Below are 19,420 nucleotides of genomic sequence, written 5' to 3' on the forward strand. Positions count from 1 at the left end.
ATTGATATAGTTTGACTTTTTAATTATGATAAGAAGAATTCCGTAAAAAACAAAATTATTAGATTTAATAGTTTTGAAAGAGTACCCACCATATAGATTGCCTTAATGTAGTTAGATTACTTTTTTCTGAATTGCGCACTAAAAAATACCGCATATTATTTTGAATAATACGGTACTTCTATTATCCCTGTGCTGCTAGCTGTATTCCTGCTATTATAACAAGGAGTGATATTGATGAAATAACTATATTTAATGTTGGACATTCTTTATTAATTATATTCTTGAACGCATTTACTAATGAATAAATAAAAGTGAATGGCCATATAAACCATGTCCAATAAAATACTAGTCCTATTGTATTAAGTACTGTTATAAACATTAATAATTTCCCCTCTCAATATTACTTGACTTAATTATATCATATATTTTCATACCGTATTATTCAATTTTCAAAGACTATTAGTTCGTAATAGTATCAAATGATTTACCAAAGCACCAAAGTAATATACAATAATTATAAAACAATTTATATTATGACCTTGGTTAATAACTAGATTAAGCAAAAAAGAGTTAATAAGGAGATTAAAATTGCTTTATTGGTAATTGATACACAAAAGTCAATAACAAATGAAAAATTATATAGGTTTGACACATTTGTATCTAATGTTAAAGAAACAATAAACAAGGCTAGGGAAAATAGCATTGAAGTAATATATATACGTCATGATGATGGAGATGGCGGAGATCTAGCCAAAGGAACAGAGGGTTTTGAACATGGATTCCATATTTTAGTTTCACAAAATGTAAATACAACGATAGATAATGAATTTATGTGGAATGGAAGATATGCAGAATGTATTTCATTAGATGAAACAATTAGAAAAATGAGTATTTAAAGTTCGATTATATTACTCATAGGAAAATATGAAGTTAAAAAGGAGAGTAATAAATGGAAATAAAAATAATAAATCAGGATTTTTCAATTTGTAAAATACAAGATCTATCAGAAGTAAATTATTCAGATGAATTTTGTTTTATAGGAAAGACAGATGAAGAATTATCATTAGTATGCAGTACAAATAGGTTACCTAAAAATGTAATTGAATGTGATAATGGATGGAAAGCATTTAGAATACAAGGCGTATTAGATTTTTCTCTTATTGGTATATTATCAAAAATATCAACTTTGTTAGCAGATAATAAAATCGGAATATTTGCAGTATCAACATACAATACAGATTATATTTTAACTAAAGAAGAAAATTTTGAAAAATCAATAAAAGTTCTTGAACACAATGGATATATAATAAAGCGATAAATTTTAATATGCATTTAGATTGTTTCAAAAAATTAATCCTCATACAAATTAATTAATAAATTAGAGGTGAAATAAATATGTCAAATTCAAAATTTTATTATATAGATATAAATGCACCTAAATGAAATTAACCTAATCATATAGGTACATCTGCAATAATTAAATATAAGAACAAAATTCTGTTAGAAAAAAGAGTAGTTAGTGGCAGATGGCTTTGATTGGTGGTGGATTTAGGTATTAATTTTAAAGGGGCCGGGGTAAAATGAAGTTAAAAGTAATTAAGTTAACAGAAGAGAATTTGGAAGAATGCATAGACTTATTTATAGATACATTTTCAAGAGAACCTTGGTATGATGAATATGATTCAAGAGAGCAGGTAAAGGATTTTTTTATAAATCATATGGGAAATAATTATTTCTTAGGATATATAGGATTGTTAGATGAAAAGATTGTAGCATTAAGCTTAGGAATGAAAAAGTCTTGGATAGGTGGTATGGAATATTATATAGATGAATTTTGTATAAGCTATGATCTTCAAGGAAAAGGTATTGGCAGCTTGTTTTTAAAAGATATAGAAAAATTACTAATTAATGAAAAGGTTGAAGGAATGATACTTAACACAGAAAGAGATTATCCTTCATGTAATTTCTATCAAAAAAATGGATTTAAAATACTAGGGGATCTTATTGTTTTAGGAAAATAAGATAGTATATTAATAGATAAATCCAATCTATTAAGGGATTTTCTAAGAAGATGATGATATAAAAAATATTATAGAAACTTGAAATTGAAATGAGCTTAATTATGTTGTAGGATGGAAAACTTATGCTTTTTTACTTACAGCGCGATGAACATAAGAAAAATAACTTCGTTTTAAAAACTAGTGTAGAAATATATAAAATGAATTAATCAAAAAAATTAAGGGGGAAAACAATGATTTATGTTGCTTTACTAAGAGGAATAAATGTTGGGGGAAACAACAAAATAGATATGAAACTTCTAAAAAAAACATTTGAAAGAATAGGTATGGAATCTGTTATTACATATATAAATTCTGGGAATGTAATTTTTATCGATATGAAGCACACAAAGGAAGAAATAATAGAACTTTTAGAAGAGGCTATATTTAGAGATTTTCAGTTAAATATTAAAGTTTTGATTCGTAGTATAGATGATTTTGAGAATATGATGAAGCTTTTGCCAGAGTCATGGAAAAATGATAAATACATGAGAAGTGATGTATTATTTTTATGGGAAGAAATCGATAAAGAAACAGTGATTGATGAATTAAAAATTAAACCAGAAATAGATACAGTTATGTATGTACAAGGAGCAATTTTATGGACATTAGATAAAGAAAATATTACGAAAAGCGGCTTAAATAAATTTATAGGAACTGACGCATATAAAAAAATGACAGCAAGAAATGTTAATACTACCCGTAAAATATATGAAATTATGAAGGGATTAAATGAGGTTTAATTAGGATAATAGCAATAGTAGAATTATTATACGGTAGTAATATTTATTTCAGATTATATAGAATCAATATTTTAATAAATTACCTATATTTATTGTTTCAAAATTAATAATATTTATTTTAGTTACATATGAGTAGTGAAGTTATATATTTCATTTGAAGAGAGAAATTTTGTAGTTACTTTATTTATAAATAAGGTAACTACATTTTTGTATAATGGGTATAGTTTGAATTTTTACTTATGATAAGAGAACGCTTATGATGATAAATGATATAAAAAGTACGAAGGAGAATTTTATGCCAAGAAAAGATTCTATTGATATTGGGGAGTTAACAGATTCTGCTTTCTATATTTTATCTAGTGTTATTGATGAAAAGCATGGTTACCTAATTATGAAGACTATTGAGAAGTTTACTGATAATGAAGTTACTATTGGTCCTGCATCGCTTTATACAACACTAAAAAAGCTTTTAGCAGCAGATTTAGTTGAGTTAAGTTGTGATACAGATGAAAATAAAAAGGTGTATAAAATAACCAATAAAGGGTAAGAGATGCTTATAAAAGAGATTGAACGTAAAAAGCAGATGGTTAAATTTGCTGAAAAATTTTTGGGTTAGGAAAGGGTGATATTCTTGAAAAGTAAATATGTAATTATTAATGGTCTTGCTTTTAGTGAAGAAAGTGATATGGAAAAACTAAAAAATTATGCGAGTCAAGGTTGGATACTAGAAGATATAGTAGGAGGTTTTTTCAATAAGCTAAGAAAAGATAAACCTCAAAATATAGTGTATAGTTTAGATTATCAATTGGATGTCGATGGAGAGTATTTTACCATATTCAAAGAAGCAGGATGGGAGCTTGTTCTTTCTGTCAATAACCAAATGCATATTTTTTTAGCGCAAGCTGGGACTAAGCCTATTTATAGTGATAGTAAATCGGAAATAGATAAATATACACGTGTAAGAAATCAAACGAGAAGGAGAACAATCTATTCTTTAATAATGGCTATATTATTGATAGGGTTGTCAGTTTTTTCTGCAATAGCTATAAGATCTATATTTCTGATTATCTTAGCGTTATTAGTAATTGATATTTTTATATTTGTCTTTAATTTTATGCCTTACTTAGCGTATAACTCTAGAATTAAGCAAATAAAAAGAAATGGTAGATGTAAAAGTGAAGCAATAAATAACAAAATTACATGGAAATTATATGCATTTGCAGGTGTTATGTTTTTGGTGTTAGGAATTTTAAATTTAATTGAGAAGAAATATTCTTCATTACTATATATAATTTTAGGTGCCTTTGATATTGTTTTAAGTTTAGATTACTATAAGAAATATAAAAAGTCTTTATAAATTCTATTCAAGATTAACGAGATAATATGGAGAGAAAAAATACCTGATTGGACAAATGATATTTTTCAAAAGTAGCCAGTAAAATTATAAAAGCTTTACTAGCTATATTTATATAAAATTTAAATTTGAATTTCATTTTACAATTAGTCTTTTATTATACTTCCATTTTCAATTAAAACTACATATATTCTAGATTCTTTATCATTAATTGTTATAATATTACTATTGAAATATATTTTTCTCATTTTCTTAGATCCTAATATTTACCTTATATAAACTTTTTATTTTGATCTTTAACTCTTTTTATTGATGTAAGTAATAAAATATATCCTAAAAGCAAACATCCTATCATTACTATCCATCCCATATTAAAGCCAAAATTATCTACTATAACCCCAAATAAGGTTGACCCTAACGCATATCCTAATGCGAATATAAGATTTATAATACCTAGTATTACACTAGAGTCTTTTTTACCGAATACATCTGTAGTCATAAATGCTGGTGCTGACATATATGAATAAACATTTAAACCATATGCTATCGAGAATAAAAATGCTAAACTATGAACTTTACTTGAAATAAGTAATCCTATTACAGCTACGATTGAAAGTACAAATGACATAGACATTGTTTTTAATGTACCTATTTTATCAAATAAAACTCCTCCAGTTATATTTCCTATTAAACCGAATAATGCAAATACTGAACCTAATGTACCAACTAATGTTGCACTCATTCCAAGTTCTCCTGTAAAATAGGTTGCATATTGAGTACTTAATGCAGATATAGCAATTGCTATTATTGCATACCCTATTGAACATCTCCAAAAATACTTATTCTTAGTTGTTTCTTTTACACCTAAACCTTTGAATCTATTATCTTCCATATTAGATTCATTAGAGTTTTCCTCAACTACTTCTACTTCATTAGCTTTAGGCATTCTCATAAATAATAGTATTATTGGTAAACTGCATAGCAATGAAATTATCCCAAATACTATATAACTATAACTTGATCCCTTTGATGCTAACATTTGTGATGTGATTTCTTGTAAAAACACATTACCTATAGATCCCCCAGAAAATGCTACACCTAATGCTATACCTCTACATTTTTTAGGAAACCAATTGTTTATTACATATGGCACTCCTAAGCTTGACAATAGAACACATCCTACTTGACATACTCCAGATAATATATAAAATTGAGGTAATGTTTGAGCAAAACCAAAACCTAAAAATCCTAATGATGATAATACTGTTCCTACTATAAATAATATTTTTATATTTATCTTACCAAATAATTTACCTAAAAAGGGTGAAAATGTAGCAGATGCTAATGCTCCAAATGTAAAAATTAATGAGAATGATGCTAATGAAAAATCAAACTTATTAATTACATATGGTATAAATAATGGTTGAATATTTTGTGCAATTGCAAATGGAATAGCTTGCATAAACATACATATGAATACTATTAAATATTTTTTCCTATTATTGTTAATTAACAATTCATCTTTTTTCATAATATATTTCCTTCCATTATCTATTTAATAAATTTCTATTTTTATTATATATATTTGCATTTAATCTGTTAAATATAGATATCTTATATTACATATAATCAAATACTTATTATGTGATATATGAAAATATTTATATACAGTATAAAAAAATATATTTAACAAATTTAAAATCAAACATGAATTCAAAATAAATAGAAGTTTTATCTATAAACAAGGTAACTACATTTTTTATAATATGTATAATTTGAATTTTAATTATGGCAAGAAGAAGTTTATGATGATTAAGTTAGACTTGTTCAAGTAAACTAGCAAGTTAACATTTATAAATTGCTTAAACATATCAAATAAGTGAATTTGTTTAGCTATTTAATTAGCTATTTAAACAGTGGAGATACATGAAAATTTGCTTATTATTATAGTAAGAAATTAATATGTATTTTATAAGTGTAATATTATGTTAATAAATGTAATATATGCTATAATTAACATGAAGAGTATTGTTAAAGGGGGAGGATTATGACTAAAGTTTCTTTGTTTTTTGGAGCTGGTGCTGAATGTTCATATGGACTACCATCAGGTGGAAAGTTCGCACTTGATATTTTTAGAATGAATACTAGTGATGATAAGATAAATTTAAAAGAACAATTAAATAATGTTGATAAGCAATCAAATTATGCAAGGTGGTTACCAGAAGGCTTTGATAATAAAAAACTAACTGCTTTTACAAAGACACAATATGAATCAATCGTAAGAGGTAGTTTAGAAAACAAAAGAAACAATATTTTAGATTACTTAAATAACTTTGATGAAAAGGTTAACTTAATATCACAAAGGTTGTATGATAATGGACTTGATATTGATAAAGTATTTTTAGATATAACAGGATTAGAATTAGGCGCCTATAATTATTCTCACATAATAAAGTTAAATCCATTGCTAGGAGGAGATAACTCCATTTTTGGAAGTAACTATTTTTCAGCATTTTTAAAACTTCTGGAAATAGAAAATGTGAGTTATCCATTTAAGTTAAATATAAGAAATATAACAAGAGCAATACTTGAACTATTAATAGGATCTTTAGGTGAAGATTTAATACATAGATTAAATGATGGAATTTTTTATGATAGTCCAGAAAGCATAGATTTATTTGATGATCTTGGAGCAATATTTACATTAGATTATACAAATACAGGCATGAAAGGCTTAGAACTATTAATAGAAAATGAAGATTTAAATATAAGAGAAGACTACAGTAATGAAGAGAAAATAACTAAATTTGGATTGCAGATATTAGAAGATATTGTCAAGAGCATTAGATTATCAAACATTAATTGATTCTAACTGGAGATACATTTATAGTCCAAAAACAGATTGGGGTAAATTCAACAAAATAGTTATATTTTTATATACAGTAAAAAGATATATAGAATCAATAGCTAAAAGCAATACAGAAAAAATAAGAGAAGACAATGGATATTATCATGATGTTTTACATCTAAAAGAATTTGTAGATATAAATGCAATAGGAACAACAAACTACAATTCATTTATAGAAGATATAACTAAGGAAGAGGTATATTACCTAAATGGATGTATAAATGATTACTATGATCCATATTTAAATAAAATAATATCCTTTGATGAAAACAAAGAGAAAAAGCATATAATAGTACCTTTCTTATTTACTCAAAGTGGTATAAAACCATTAACCTCAGTTAAGATGTCTAAAAGATACGTAGATATGTTTAATAAATTTAAAGAATCAGATATCATTTGCGTGTGTGGATTTGCTTTCAATTGTGATGATGGACATATAAATGGCTTATTTAGAGAATTAATAGAAGATTATAATAAAACTATATGCATACTTCATTATGTAGATGGAAGCCACTTCAACTTAAGAACAACAATAAATGAATATAAAGAAAAGTTGAGACTAGATAATACGTCAAACTTAAGAATTATAGCCGTAGATGGGAATAGAAATGAAATTGGTAGTGGGGAGAAGTTGTTTGAGGTTATGGTTAGGAAGGGAAGGATTTAAAATAATAAATGGTGAACAGTACCATAAATAAATGATAAAACTAGTCTTAATCAAGGAGGATAACTTGTTAAGGCTAGTTTTGTAAGTTAAGTAGCATATTATAAGGTTAATAGTATATTATTTATCAAAAATATAAATGAATTTAAAAACTTAAGGTTTCGTAAGAATTTTTTATAATTGATGTAAACTCTATCTTCTACAATAAAGTCATAATGCGCGAGGGGGAGTAGAAGATATGAAAAGAGTATTTAAATCAATTCTAGTGTTTATAATAATATTGTTATTATGTTGGTATGGAGTAAATAGTATAAACTATACTAGAATAGAAAAAAGAAATAGTAATGTAAATGATATTTTAATTTTAGTAAATAAAAAAAATGGGTTAGATAAAAGCTATATACCCATAGGATTAACCATACCTGAAATACCATTTTCTGATGAAGTAACAAATGAAGAAAAACAGGTAGCAGGAATTATAAAAGAACCATTAGAAGAATTAATAAATGAAGCTAAAAAAGATGGAATAATCTTAAAAGGTAATTCTGGATATAGGTCTTATGAATCTCAAGAGATTATATATAATGATAGGGTAAGAGATGAAGGTAAAAGAAGTGCAGATGCATATGTAGCTAAACCTGGATTTAGTGAACACCAAACAGGATTATGTATAGATATTACTAATGAGTATAAGTATTTTGCTGAAGGAACACTAGAAGCTGAATGGCTTGAAAAAAATTGCAGTAGATTTGGATTTATTATAAGGTATCCTAAGAATAAAAAAAGAATCACTGGAATAGAATATGAACCTTGGCATATTAGATATGTAGGAAAAGATGTGGCAAAATATATTTATGTTAATGGAATTACATTAGAAGAATACCTAAAAAAATAAAGTGTGGAGGAAATATGAGTTATAATAATATTCTTGTAGTAGATGATGAAAAAGAAATTAGAGATTTATTAGAGATAAATCTTAAAAGTGAAGGATATTTTGTATTTAAAGCTAGTTGTGGCAAAGAGGCGTTAGAAATATTAAATAAAGAAGTAATTCATTTGATAGTATTAGATATTATGATGCCAGATATAGATGGATTAGAGGTTTGTAAAAGAGTAAGAATAAATAACAATATTCCTATTTTAATGTTAAGTGCAAAAGTTGAGGATATGGATAAAATACAGGGAATAATGACTGGGGCAGATGATTATATATGCAAACCCTTTAATAGCTTAGAATTAATAGTTAGAATAAAGGCACTAATTAGAAGGACATATTTTTTAAATTCTAAAATATCAAATTCAGATAATATAATAATTATTGACAATATGATTATAGATAAGAGACAGCATAGGGTGACGGTAAATAAAAATGAAGTAGTACTTACAGCAAGAGAATTTGACATTTTATATTTGTTAGCTACTAATAGGGGAAGAGTTTTTAGCGCGGAGGAAATTTTTGAAAGAGTATGGAAAGAGAAATATTATCAATCAAATAATACAGTTATGGTTCATATGAGCAGATTAAGAGATAAATTGGAACAGAACTCATATGGAGATAAGATAATACATACTGTATGGGGAGTTGGATACAAAATTGAAAAATAAAATAATTGTTAATTGTTGGATAAAACCAATAGGTGAAATAGCAATATCAGTAGTGTTAACATATATAACAGCAAGTCTAATTAGAGAATTAATAATTTTATTATATAGGTATACAAATATTAAGATTATTGACTTTATATGGAGTTTATGGAACACACTACAGTATGAGGATATTGGCAGATATCTTTATATAATTGTAGCTTTACCTTTATTTTTAATTATAAATTACGCAATAACGTACAAAAAAAATAAGGACTTAGCTACAATTATAGAAGAAACAGAGATAATGGTAGAGGGAAATTTAGATAAATTAATAGATATTAAAGCATCTGGTTATATGAAAAGTTTAGTAGATAATATAAATAATATATCAACCCAACTTAAAGAGATTATGATAGAGGAGAGAAAAGGTCAGAAAACTAAAAATGATTTAATAACTAATGTCTCGCATGATTTAAGAACTCCATTAACATCAATAATAGGATATCTAGAGTTTATTGATTCTGATAAGTATAAAGATGAGGTGGAACTTAGATATTATATCAATATAGCATATCAAAAGTCTAAAGATCTAAGTTTACTTATAAATGATTTGTTTGAATTAACAAAAATGCAAAATAGCAGTATTGTTTTAGAAAGATCACAAATAAATTTAGTAGATTTATTAGGACAATTGGTGGTGTATTTTAAAAATGAGTTTAAAAAAGAAAATATGAAGGAAAGAATTAATTTTTCAGAGGATAAGTTAATAGTATATGCGGATGCAAGAAAGTTAGTAAGAGCATTTGAAAATCTATTATCTAATTCGATTAAATATGGAAAACAGGGATATTACGTTGATATTATAACAAAAGCTGAAGATTCTATGGCAATTGTTCAAATTATTAATTATGGAGAGGCTATACCTGAAATAGATTTGCCTCATATTTTCGATAGATTTTATAGAGTTGAAAAATCTAGGAATAGAGAAATAGGAGGAACAGGATTAGGATTAGCAATAACAAAAAATATTATTGAATTACACAGCGGTTTTATTTCAGTAAGTAGTGATGAGAATAAAACTATTTTTGAGATAAGATTACCACTAAGCTATAATGAAGCTTAGCATATAATTTTTTTACTAATTTATTATAATAAAATAAATCTAAAATATAAATATATATTATAGTTAAGAATACTGTAATAAATAAAGATAGTATTTACAAGAAACTTCTATGTGTAATTATATTACATATAGAAGTTTTTATATTTTAGAGAGTATTAATGATAAAGAGAATAGTTGACAAATAGTCTAATTAGACTATAATGATTATGTAAAAATAGTCTAATTAGACTATTGATGAGTTATATTAATTTTACATCAATAAAAGAGAGGATGAAAAAAGTGATTAAATCAGTTTTAATGTTAGGCCAGTCAAATATGGCAGGTAGAGGTTTTATTAGTGAAGTGCCTCCAATTTATAATGAAAGGATACAAATGTTGCGTAATGGTAGATGGCAAATGATGACTGAACCAATTAATTATGACAGACCTGTTGCAAGAGTAAGTCTAGCAAGTTCATTTGCAGAGGCATGGTGTTGTAAGAATGAAGATGATATTATTGGCTTAGTTCCCTGCGCAGAAGGAGGAAGTTCAATAGATGAGTGGGCTGTAGATAAAGTACTTTTTAGACATGCAATAAATGAAGCCAAATTTGCTATGCAAAGTAGTGAATTGGTTGGAGTTATATGGCATCAAGGGGAAAGTGATAGTCATAATGGGAATTACAAAACATACTATGAAAAGTTACTGTTAATAATTGAAGCTCTTAGAAAAGAATTAAATGCTCAAAACATTCCAGTTATTATTGGTGGATTAGCAGATTTTTTAGGAAAAGAAGGATTTGGAAAAGGTTGCACTGAATATAATCTTATCAATCAAGAATTAGAAAAGTTTGCAATTGAACAAGATAAATGTTATTTTGTTACTGCATCAGGCTTAACTTCTAATCCTGATGGAATTCATATTGATGCAATTTCTCAAAGAAAATTTGGATTAAGATATTTTGAGGCTTTTTATAATAGAAAGCATGTATTAGAACCATTAACAAATGAAGGTGATTTAGTAAATTCAATTTGTTCAAGAGTACATACTAAGACGGAGAAAATATATATGAAAAGTATGAATTTTGCATTAGGGAAAATATCATATGATGAATTTTTAGCTCAAGTTACAAAAATTAATAATGACTAATGATATAATTAAAAAATAGTGTATTACAAATTGAAAAATATAAAGGGGATAATATTTTGATACCATTATTAATATTAGGTTTAATAAAACAAAATCCAGGTTCTTATGGATACGAATTACTATCATTAATGGAAGAGAGACACTACAAATATATAGTGAATTTTACCAAAGGATCTTTTTATTATAATCTTCAAAAATTGGAAGAAAAAGAATATATTAAAAGAGTTGATAAGTTAAATAATGTTAGAGAAACTCAAAATTATATAATAACAGAATTGGGAAATAAAGAGTTTGAAAAGTTAATGTATAAGTATGGCTGTAAAACTGAGTATATAAATTTACCTTTTTATGGGGCAATGTTATTTGCTGATGAATATAAAAAAGAGGACTTAGAAAAAATAATAGAAATTCAAATAGAACAAACTAAGGATAGAATTTTTTTATTAGAAGAATCTATTAAAAATGATAATACTGTTGAGACGTATTTTAGAAAGATGATGGAAAATTCACTTTCTCATCATTTAGTAAATCTTAAATGGTTTGAAGATTTATTAAAAAATTTACATGATAGTAACATGAATAAATAAGCTTTTACTATAAAAAAATGAGCCATTATGATCTTATCATATTGGCTCATTTTTATTTACTAAATAAGAATGAGGTTCTATGCACTATGTAGTGCTGATAAAATATAAATATACATTACAAAAGACTGGAGGAATTCTTTATGACAAGAGATATTTTTAATGCATAGCAGAGGCTATTGCATTATTATAAAAATGTAATGAAATAGCCTTTGCAAATCCTAAAAATTGAATGACTAGGAGGAGTAAAATGAGCTATTTAAAAAAATACCAATGGGAAATAGTTCCTGAGAATTTACCAATAGTTAAAAGGAATTGTCCTAAATGTAATCAAAAATCACATTATATAAATAGTGAAAAATTTAGAGTAAATGCAAATAAAAATAACATTGATATTTGGCTAATTTATCAATGTGAAAAATGTAAATCTACTTGGAATATGACAATATATGAAAGAATAAATCCTAATGATATTAATAAATATGAATATGAAAAATTTCTTTCTAATGACAAGGGATTAGCTAGAGAATATGCCTTTAATTTAAGTGTATATAATAAAAATAAAGCTGGAGTTATTTTTGAAGATGTAAATTATAACTTAATTCAAAGAAAATTAGAGGCGGATTATATAAAAGAAAATGAACTAGTTATTGAAATTATTTGTAAGTATCCAATAGAAATGAGAGTTGATAAGCTCTTAAGTGATAAACTTGGGCTTTCAAGAAGTAAGATAAAAGATATGCATAAAAAAGGAATAATCTTCATTGATGATTCTAAAAATTCATTAAATACAAGAGTAAGAGATGGGATGGAGATACATGTTTTGAAGGAAGTAGAAAATATAGAAGTTTTACAAGCTATAATATAAGCTACTATATAGATATGTATGAATGTAATTCAGATATAGAAGTTTAGTATAGACCGATAAATGCTTTTTACTAATGATGGAAAATATAATAAATAAATGAGAAAAGTAGTCTTAATCAAGCAAAATTAATGGTTAAGACTATTTTTATAAGTAAAATACCGTTATGTAAGCTAAAAAGATAGATTAATTAATAGATTTTAATTGGAAAAATTAATTCAATATTATACGAGATACCTGTTATAAGATAATTATCGTATTCACTTTTTGATATAATAATTGTAGGACAAAAGAAAACTTAAAAAGTCGGGATGTCAATCTTTAATGATGATAAGATTAGATTAACGAATTGAAAGGGGTTAAAATTATGGAATGGATTGAAAGTATTAGAGAAGCTATTTCTTATATTGAAGAAAATATTACAGAGGATTTATCTATTAAAGAAATTGCAGATAGAGTAAATATTTCACCTTTTTATTTTCAAAAGGGATTTGGAATGTTATGTGGCTATTCTGTAAGTGAATACATTAAGAGAAGAAGACTTGCACTTGCCGACAGTGAAGTCTTATCTAGTAATGAAAAAATAATAGATATTGCAATAAAGTATGGATATGATTCTCCAGATAGCTTTACTAAAGCTTTTACACGATTTCATGGGGTTACACCATCTGCAGTTCGTAAAGAGGGTGCTATGATAAAGTCATTTGTTGCCCTTAAAATTAAATTTTCATTGGAAGGTGGATATATCATGGATTATAAAATAGTTGAGAAGGATTCATTTAAGGTTATAGGAGCGTCTAAGAAATTTAAATATGATACAGCATTTACAGAGGTACCTTTATTCTGGAATGAGCATATTTCACAAGGAAAACTAAAGGATATATGTGGAATGTATGGTATTAACATTGATGAGGAAATGGGCGGCAATGAATTTGAGTACCTTATTGCAGAGGATTATTCTAAAGAGAAAGAAGGCATGGAAGGGTATATAGTTAAAACAATTCCTAAGTTTACTTGGGCTGTTTTCCCTTGTTATGGACAAGGAAAAACATCAATTCAAGAAACTAATAAGAAAATATTTTCAGAGTGGTTACCAAACTGTAGAGATTATGAGATTGCTGCAGGTTATAATGTAGAAATGTATAGTGATCCAAGTGAGTATGAAAAAGGGATTTCAGATGAAAATTACTATTGTGAAGTTTGGATTCCAGTAAAGAGAAAATAACGTAATGGAATTTTGAGATTAAAGATATCAATAAATAGAAGTGATAGGTCTAGATATCGTTGAAAAAGCATTAAATGAGAATAGTAAAAGAGGTAAAATTTTGATTTAACATGTATTAAATTTAGGGCAGTAGATAGTCTTGCGTAAAAGCAAAACTATCTACTATTTTTTGTATGAACAGTTGGTAGTTATAGAATAATATACCACAAAAATTTTGGATGAATTATTATGATAAAGAAAATTGATACTAACTTTGATTACAATGAAGAAATTAAAAAATGTAAAACTTGAGCCACAGATTATAAAAAAAATATGAAACTGTATGTACTAAATTAGATAAAAAAATATTACTGGAAATAAAAATTTCCAGTAATATAAAAAACAATAAAAATAAAAACTACACAAAATTATCTAGTCGCTCTTAAATTTACAAATAAATCTATGGAAATAATATTTAAATACTATTTCCATAGATCTAATATAATAAAACTACTTAGTGGCAATTAAAGAAATTAATTTATTTGAGTTATTTAATTCTTTAATATTTTTAAATCCTGACAAGTCCAAGTCTTGTAATATACTTTCCTTTGTTACAAAGTGTTTATGAACTCCCTCTTTCCAATCACAAATTAAAAGCTTACCATCATTTTTTAAAACTCTTTTTGCATCTTTTAATAAGCTTACAGGATCTTTTAGTTCATGATGAACTGTAATCATAAAAACTAAGTCAGCAGTATTTTCAGCTAAAGGTATTTCATTTTCACTCATTATTGCTACGGATAGCCTTCCAGTTGAGGCATCCTTTCTATTTTCCTTTACCCATTTAATCATATCTTCAGAAATATCAAATCCTAATCCCTTAGAATTTGGTAATTTACTTAAAAAGGCTTCAGAAAATATACCAGTACCTATACCAATATCTACAATTGTACTATCTTTAGGTAATTGTAATTCTTCTATAATTTTATCTAAATCAATTAAACTTAATCTTTCAGGATCATTTAGTTTATTTAATTTTTTTACATCAAATTTATGATTATTCATTTATAGTCTCCTTTACTAAATGAAATGTTATATTTTATTTTTAGTAAAATAAATACATGCTTATTATATAAATTATAATAACTTAATTTAATATATATTTCAGTGACTAAGTTACATATAAAAATTTATTTTTACCTTAATATTAGATATAACAAATACTTTTATAATAAGGAGATTTTTAATTATGGGAAAATATATTATTGCTTCAATTATTGGTGCTCTATTAGGATATATATACTATAAAAAAATTGGATGTGCCAGTGGAACATGTCCAATAACTTCTAATAAATATGTATCTATTATATATGGTGCTCTTTTAGCAAATCTATTTGTTTTTTAAAAGTCTAAAAATAATTAGCATTTTATAATCTAAGATAGGTAAAGAATAAAAAAACTTAGGCTTGTTGTTCACATTTATGTGATTGACCAATCTACAGTTTATTCATCTTCTTTTATATTGGTGTTAGTTATAAGCTTATAGATACTTTAAGCTGAACTAACTATTTGTTAGTAAGAAAGAAAATATATATAATTACAGGATGATATTTGCTAATAAATAACAATTATCCTGTAGGTTCAATTCAAAAATTGTAATATCTAAAAATAGATATGAATTAATGAATATGATATAAATAAAAAAATTTAGTTAAGGAGGAATTATAAATGGAACGTTTAAAAAATAAAGTGGCAATTATTACTGGTGGAGCAAGAGGTATGGGAGCATCTCATGTACGTTTATTTGCAAGTGAAGGTGCAAAAGTTGTCTTTACTGACTTAAATGAAGAACAAGGTAGAATACTAGAGAAAGAAATAGGTGGTAATGTAAAATTTATAAAACAAGATGTTACAGATGCCGCTAGTTGGAAAAATGTTGTAGAGGATACTGAAAAAATATTTGGACAAGTTAATATTTTAGTGAATAATGCTGGTATAAGTATAAATAAACCTTTATTAGAAATTACTGAAGATGAATATAGAAAAATTGTAGATATAAATCAAGTATCTGTTTTTCTTGGGACTAAGGCAGTAGCGGCTTCTATGAAGAAAGCAGGAAATGGTTCAATAATAAATATTTCATCTATGAATGGATTAGTAGGTGGGGCAATTGGTTATACAGATACAAAATTTGCAGTCCGTGGAATGACAAAGGCAGCGGCAATTCAATTATCACCACTTGGAATTAGAGTTAATTCAGTACATCCAGGTGTAATAGAAACACCGATGGTTACTGAAGGAGATTCATATGAAGTGATTGAGAAACTTTCTAAACAAATTCCAATTAGAAGAATGGCTAAATCTGAAGAAGTTTCAAATCTAGTACTTTATCTTGCTTCAGATGAATCAAGTTATTCAACAGGATCAGAATTTGTTATCGATGGTGGATTAACTGCAATGTAAATTAAGAGTAAGTTATAAAAATAGTAACTTCGAATTTACAGTCGGCTCTACATTTTTTATATTTTATATATTAATATAATTGATAAACATTTTAAATAAATGAAAAAGTAGTATTAGGCAAGTTATATAAATTCCTAATACTACTTTTTTTACTTTACTATGGATATAATAAGTTGCTATGCTAATTTTATCAGTTAATACGATTGATTTTTAGCAAACTTACAGCAGTATAGATATGTACAACGTCCAATATAAACATCAATAAATATAATAAACTTAAGGTAGAGACAGATGAAAAGGATAATCGTATTAATAGCCTGTATTTAATACAAAAAGGAAGAGAGGCACTTCCTAAAATAGAAGCAGTGTTTTTAAAATTAGCGGATATTTTTACAAAGGATTTATTATATCTATTTTTATAATTAAGTTACCAGCTGTAACAGGAATAGAAACTACAATGCTGGCTAATAGTATTTATGAAATGGAAGATGACTTAGAAAATAAAAGATACATCCAGCCAATATACATATGTATTAGCAGTAAAGAATCTTGTAATAAGTAATTTAATATATTTAGAGACTTTGTTTATTGGATTTGTAATACTGTAGAATGTAATACAAAATAAATAGAAATTATAATACATTCACATATTAAGAGATAAAAGTTATTGAGATAGGATTTAAAAGACTATCCATAATATTTAAAGATTAAAACTATAGGATAGCCTTAGGCATTTATATATCTTGCCTAAGGCTATTTTTATAACCTAAATACCCTATAATAAATCAGAGTGAATATAATTTTTAATTTAATCAAAAGAGTTTTTCAATATTACTTATGTAGCAAAAGAAAATAATCAAAATTTTATCTTGTATCATGGAAATTCTAAATGGAAAATAATTGTATATTATACAATAAAAATATACAATATACTCATAGAGCATGTGTTATGTAGTGCTACATAATAATTATTAACTGTAAAAAAACATAAATAAATAAAAATTTGGATGAAAATTAGATTGTTTATTGAAGGGTAGGGAGATGAATGAATAAGATATTAATCGTAGAGGATGATCCTCAAATTAATAAGATGATACAAACTTTATTAAAAAAGAACAAATATGAAACAGTAGCTGCATTTTCTGGTACAGAGGCTCTTTTGTTATTAGAAAAAGAGTCCTTTTATTTAGTGTTATTAGACTTAATGCTACCAGGATTAAGTGGAGAAGAGGTTTTAACTAAAATTAATAAATTGCAAATTCCTGTTATATGTGTATCAGCAAAAGATGATTTGGATACTAAACTTGAGATAATGAGAAATGGAGCAGATGATTATATAACAAAGCCATTCAACAATGAGGAATTAATTGTAAGAATATCAGCAGTGTTAAGAAGAATAAACAAGGGTTCATTACCAGATAAAACATATATATACAAATTCAAAGACTTAGTTTTAGATAGTGAAAATCATATAGTGACTATTAAAGATGAGGCTATTGAGCTTACTGTAAAAGAGTATAGAATATTAGAACTGTTAATTAGTAATCCAAAGAAAGTATTTACAAAACAGAATATATTTGAAAGCGTCTGGTCTGAAGAATATCTTTTTGATGAAAGAGTGGTTACAGTACATGTTAGTAATCTTCGTAATAAATTAAAAAATGGAGAATCATATATAAAAACAGTTTGGGGTATAGGATATAAAATGCAGGATAATTAATTTATAAAACTTTATACTTTCTTGATAAATTAAAAATCTTATTTTAATATTTTTATTTTATTATTTAAATATGGAAAAAATAATACTTCTATGTAAAGAAATTAAGGGGTAAAGTATATGGGATTAGTATTACAAACTGATAGTTTAACAAAAAAATATGGAAAACAAATAGCTGTAAATAAGGTTAATATCAATGTTGAGAAAGGTGATATTTATGGTTTAATAGGAAAAAATGGTGCAGGAAAAACTACAATTATGAAAATGGTTTGTGGGTTGATTAGCCAAAATCAAGGAGATATTAAGCTTTTTGAAAGTAGTAATTTAAAAAAAGGTAGGAAAAGGATAGGAACTATCATTGAACAGCCAGCACTTTATCCTAACATGACAGCAAAAGAAAATTTGATTTATTATGATAAGCTTCTTGGTATTACAGACTATGGTAATGTTGAGGAAGTTTTAGCTTTAGTTGGTTTAGAAGATACGGGCAAAAAGAAAACCAAATCTTTTTCCATGGGTATGAAACAACGTTTATCAATTGCAATTTCTTTAATAGGTAATCCAGATTTCCTTATTTTAGATGAACCTATTAATGGATTAGACCCTTCTGGTATTAAAGAAATTAGAGAATTACTTTTAAAATTAAATTGTGAAAATGGTATTACTATTTTTATTTCATCTCATATTTTAGGAGAACTTGCTAAAATTGCAACGAAATATGGCATTATTAAGAAAGGTGTATTGATTGATGAATTTTCAGCTAAGGAATTAGAAAAACGTTGCAAAAAGTGCATTTCATTAGTGGTAAATAATTCTGAGAAAGCAGTTTATATCATAAAAAATACTATAAAAAGTGCCGATTATAAAGTATTGGAAGAGGGAAAAATCTGTATTTATGACTGCTTAGATATTCCGGAACAGATTAATAAAGCTTTAGTTGAAAATAATGTCTTGGTGTCAGGTTTAACTTTGGAAGGCAATGATGTAGAGGCTTATTTCATAAAAATGATGGGAGAAGATTAG

21 protein-coding genes and 1 pseudogene are annotated in these 19,420 nt (G+C 26.0%); 19 read left to right on the forward strand and 3 right to left on the reverse strand.

Going from position 1 to position 19,420, the window contains the following annotated elements; genetic code table 11:
• Positions 1 to 181 precede the first annotated feature (181 nt).
• On the reverse strand, positions 182 to 379 hold the full coding sequence (locus NSA50_RS02310) for a hypothetical protein (protein WP_257442605.1): 198 nt from the start codon (positions 377 to 379) through the stop codon (positions 182 to 184).
• Positions 380 to 587: 208 nt separating this feature from the next.
• On the opposite strand from NSA50_RS02310, the gene NSA50_RS02315 reads away from it, so the two are divergent.
• The 6 genes and pseudogenes from NSA50_RS02315 (at position 588) to NSA50_RS02340 (ending at position 4,157) form a co-directional block, all read left to right on the forward strand.
• Complete coding sequence (locus tag NSA50_RS02315; RefSeq protein ID WP_257442963.1) at positions 588 to 896, forward strand: isochorismatase family protein; 309 nt, start codon at positions 588 to 590, stop codon at positions 894 to 896.
• A gap of 53 nt (positions 897 to 949) precedes the next feature.
• Entirely contained in the window at positions 950 to 1,318 is a 369-nt protein-coding gene (locus NSA50_RS02320; RefSeq protein ID WP_257442607.1) for an ACT domain-containing protein, read from the forward strand.
• A 262-nt stretch (positions 1,319 to 1,580) separates the two neighbouring features.
• Positions 1,581 to 2,021: a GNAT family N-acetyltransferase gene (locus NSA50_RS02325; protein WP_195430431.1), complete on the forward strand. Its 441-nt coding sequence runs from the start codon at positions 1,581 to 1,583 to the stop codon at positions 2,019 to 2,021.
• Between the two features lie 230 nt (positions 2,022 to 2,251).
• A complete protein-coding gene (locus NSA50_RS02330) occupies positions 2,252 to 2,800 on the forward strand; it encodes a DUF1697 domain-containing protein (protein WP_257442613.1) in 549 nt (182 codons plus the stop codon).
• 295 nt (positions 2,801 to 3,095) lie between these two features.
• A pseudogene (locus NSA50_RS02335) lies at positions 3,096 to 3,416 on the forward strand (PadR family transcriptional regulator).
• A 15-nt stretch (positions 3,417 to 3,431) separates the two neighbouring features.
• Positions 3,432 to 4,157: a DUF2812 domain-containing protein gene (locus NSA50_RS02340; protein WP_257442614.1), complete on the forward strand. Its 726-nt coding sequence runs from the start codon at positions 3,432 to 3,434 to the stop codon at positions 4,155 to 4,157.
• Positions 4,158 to 4,425: 268 nt separating this feature from the next.
• Here the strand turns inward: NSA50_RS02340 and NSA50_RS02345 are convergent, their stop codons facing one another.
• Positions 4,426 to 5,685, reverse strand: a complete 1,260-nt coding sequence (locus NSA50_RS02345) for a conjugated bile salt MFS transporter (protein ID WP_257442616.1) — start codon at positions 5,683 to 5,685, stop codon at positions 4,426 to 4,428.
• Positions 5,686 to 6,201: 516 nt separating this feature from the next.
• Here NSA50_RS02345 and NSA50_RS02350 point away from each other — a divergent pair.
• The 9 genes from NSA50_RS02350 to NSA50_RS02390 all read left to right on the forward strand — a co-directional run bounded on the left by NSA50_RS02350 (position 6,202) and on the right by NSA50_RS02390 (position 14,238).
• The gene (locus NSA50_RS02350) at positions 6,202 to 7,020 is read left to right on the forward strand and encodes a hypothetical protein (protein ID WP_257442618.1); all 819 of its coding nucleotides are present in this window, start codon (positions 6,202 to 6,204) and stop codon (positions 7,018 to 7,020) included.
• Positions 6,986 to 7,729 (forward strand): hypothetical protein, encoded by a 744-nt coding sequence (locus NSA50_RS02355; RefSeq protein WP_257442620.1) that lies wholly within the window; start codon positions 6,986 to 6,988, stop codon positions 7,727 to 7,729. The genes NSA50_RS02350 and NSA50_RS02355 overlap by 35 nt, the downstream gene beginning before the upstream one ends.
• A gap of 235 nt (positions 7,730 to 7,964) precedes the next feature.
• The gene (locus NSA50_RS02360) at positions 7,965 to 8,621 is read left to right on the forward strand and encodes a M15 family metallopeptidase (protein WP_195430415.1); all 657 of its coding nucleotides are present in this window, start codon (positions 7,965 to 7,967) and stop codon (positions 8,619 to 8,621) included.
• 14 nt (positions 8,622 to 8,635) lie between these two features.
• A complete protein-coding gene (locus NSA50_RS02365; protein ID WP_195266744.1) occupies positions 8,636 to 9,331 on the forward strand; it encodes a response regulator transcription factor in 696 nt (231 codons plus the stop codon).
• Positions 9,321 to 10,436: a sensor histidine kinase gene (locus tag NSA50_RS02370; protein WP_257442622.1), complete on the forward strand. Its 1,116-nt coding sequence runs from the start codon at positions 9,321 to 9,323 to the stop codon at positions 10,434 to 10,436. The genes NSA50_RS02365 and NSA50_RS02370 overlap by 11 nt, the downstream gene beginning before the upstream one ends.
• A 279-nt stretch (positions 10,437 to 10,715) precedes the next feature.
• Positions 10,716 to 11,564 carry a sialate O-acetylesterase gene (locus tag NSA50_RS02375; protein WP_257442625.1) on the forward strand — a complete coding sequence of 283 codons (849 nt, stop codon included), beginning with the start codon at positions 10,716 to 10,718 and terminating at the stop codon, positions 11,562 to 11,564.
• A 56-nt stretch (positions 11,565 to 11,620) separates the two neighbouring features.
• Positions 11,621 to 12,151: a PadR family transcriptional regulator gene (locus NSA50_RS02380; protein WP_257442627.1), complete on the forward strand. Its 531-nt coding sequence runs from the start codon at positions 11,621 to 11,623 to the stop codon at positions 12,149 to 12,151.
• 247 nt (positions 12,152 to 12,398) lie between these two features.
• Positions 12,399 to 13,016 (forward strand): DUF1062 domain-containing protein, encoded by a 618-nt coding sequence (locus tag NSA50_RS02385; protein WP_257442629.1) that lies wholly within the window; start codon positions 12,399 to 12,401, stop codon positions 13,014 to 13,016.
• 364 nt (positions 13,017 to 13,380) lie between these two features.
• The gene (locus NSA50_RS02390) at positions 13,381 to 14,238 is read left to right on the forward strand and encodes an AraC family transcriptional regulator (RefSeq protein WP_257442630.1); all 858 of its coding nucleotides are present in this window, start codon (positions 13,381 to 13,383) and stop codon (positions 14,236 to 14,238) included.
• Between the two features lie 489 nt (positions 14,239 to 14,727).
• Here the strand turns inward: NSA50_RS02390 and NSA50_RS02395 are convergent, their stop codons facing one another.
• Positions 14,728 to 15,282 carry a class I SAM-dependent methyltransferase gene (locus NSA50_RS02395; protein ID WP_257442632.1) on the reverse strand — a complete coding sequence of 185 codons (555 nt, stop codon included), beginning with the start codon at positions 15,280 to 15,282 and terminating at the stop codon, positions 14,728 to 14,730.
• 184 nt (positions 15,283 to 15,466) lie between these two features.
• Between NSA50_RS02395 and NSA50_RS02400 the strand changes: the two genes are divergently transcribed.
• The 4 genes from NSA50_RS02400 to NSA50_RS02415 all read left to right on the forward strand — a co-directional run bounded on the left by NSA50_RS02400 (position 15,467) and on the right by NSA50_RS02415 (position 19,420).
• On the forward strand, positions 15,467 to 15,622 hold the full coding sequence (locus NSA50_RS02400) for a DUF6132 family protein (RefSeq protein WP_142418785.1): 156 nt from the start codon (positions 15,467 to 15,469) through the stop codon (positions 15,620 to 15,622).
• Between the two features lie 323 nt (positions 15,623 to 15,945).
• The gene (locus tag NSA50_RS02405) at positions 15,946 to 16,680 is read left to right on the forward strand and encodes a glucose 1-dehydrogenase (RefSeq protein ID WP_257442636.1); all 735 of its coding nucleotides are present in this window, start codon (positions 15,946 to 15,948) and stop codon (positions 16,678 to 16,680) included.
• A gap of 1,045 nt (positions 16,681 to 17,725) precedes the next feature.
• Positions 17,726 to 18,400: a response regulator transcription factor gene (locus NSA50_RS02410; protein ID WP_195430410.1), complete on the forward strand. Its 675-nt coding sequence runs from the start codon at positions 17,726 to 17,728 to the stop codon at positions 18,398 to 18,400.
• A gap of 117 nt (positions 18,401 to 18,517) precedes the next feature.
• Positions 18,518 to 19,420: an ABC transporter ATP-binding protein gene (locus tag NSA50_RS02415; protein ID WP_257442639.1), complete on the forward strand. Its 903-nt coding sequence runs from the start codon at positions 18,518 to 18,520 to the stop codon at positions 19,418 to 19,420.

This window comes from Clostridium mucosae, assembly GCF_024622765.1.
Lineage (GTDB): Bacteria > Bacillota > Clostridia > Clostridiales > Clostridiaceae > Clostridium.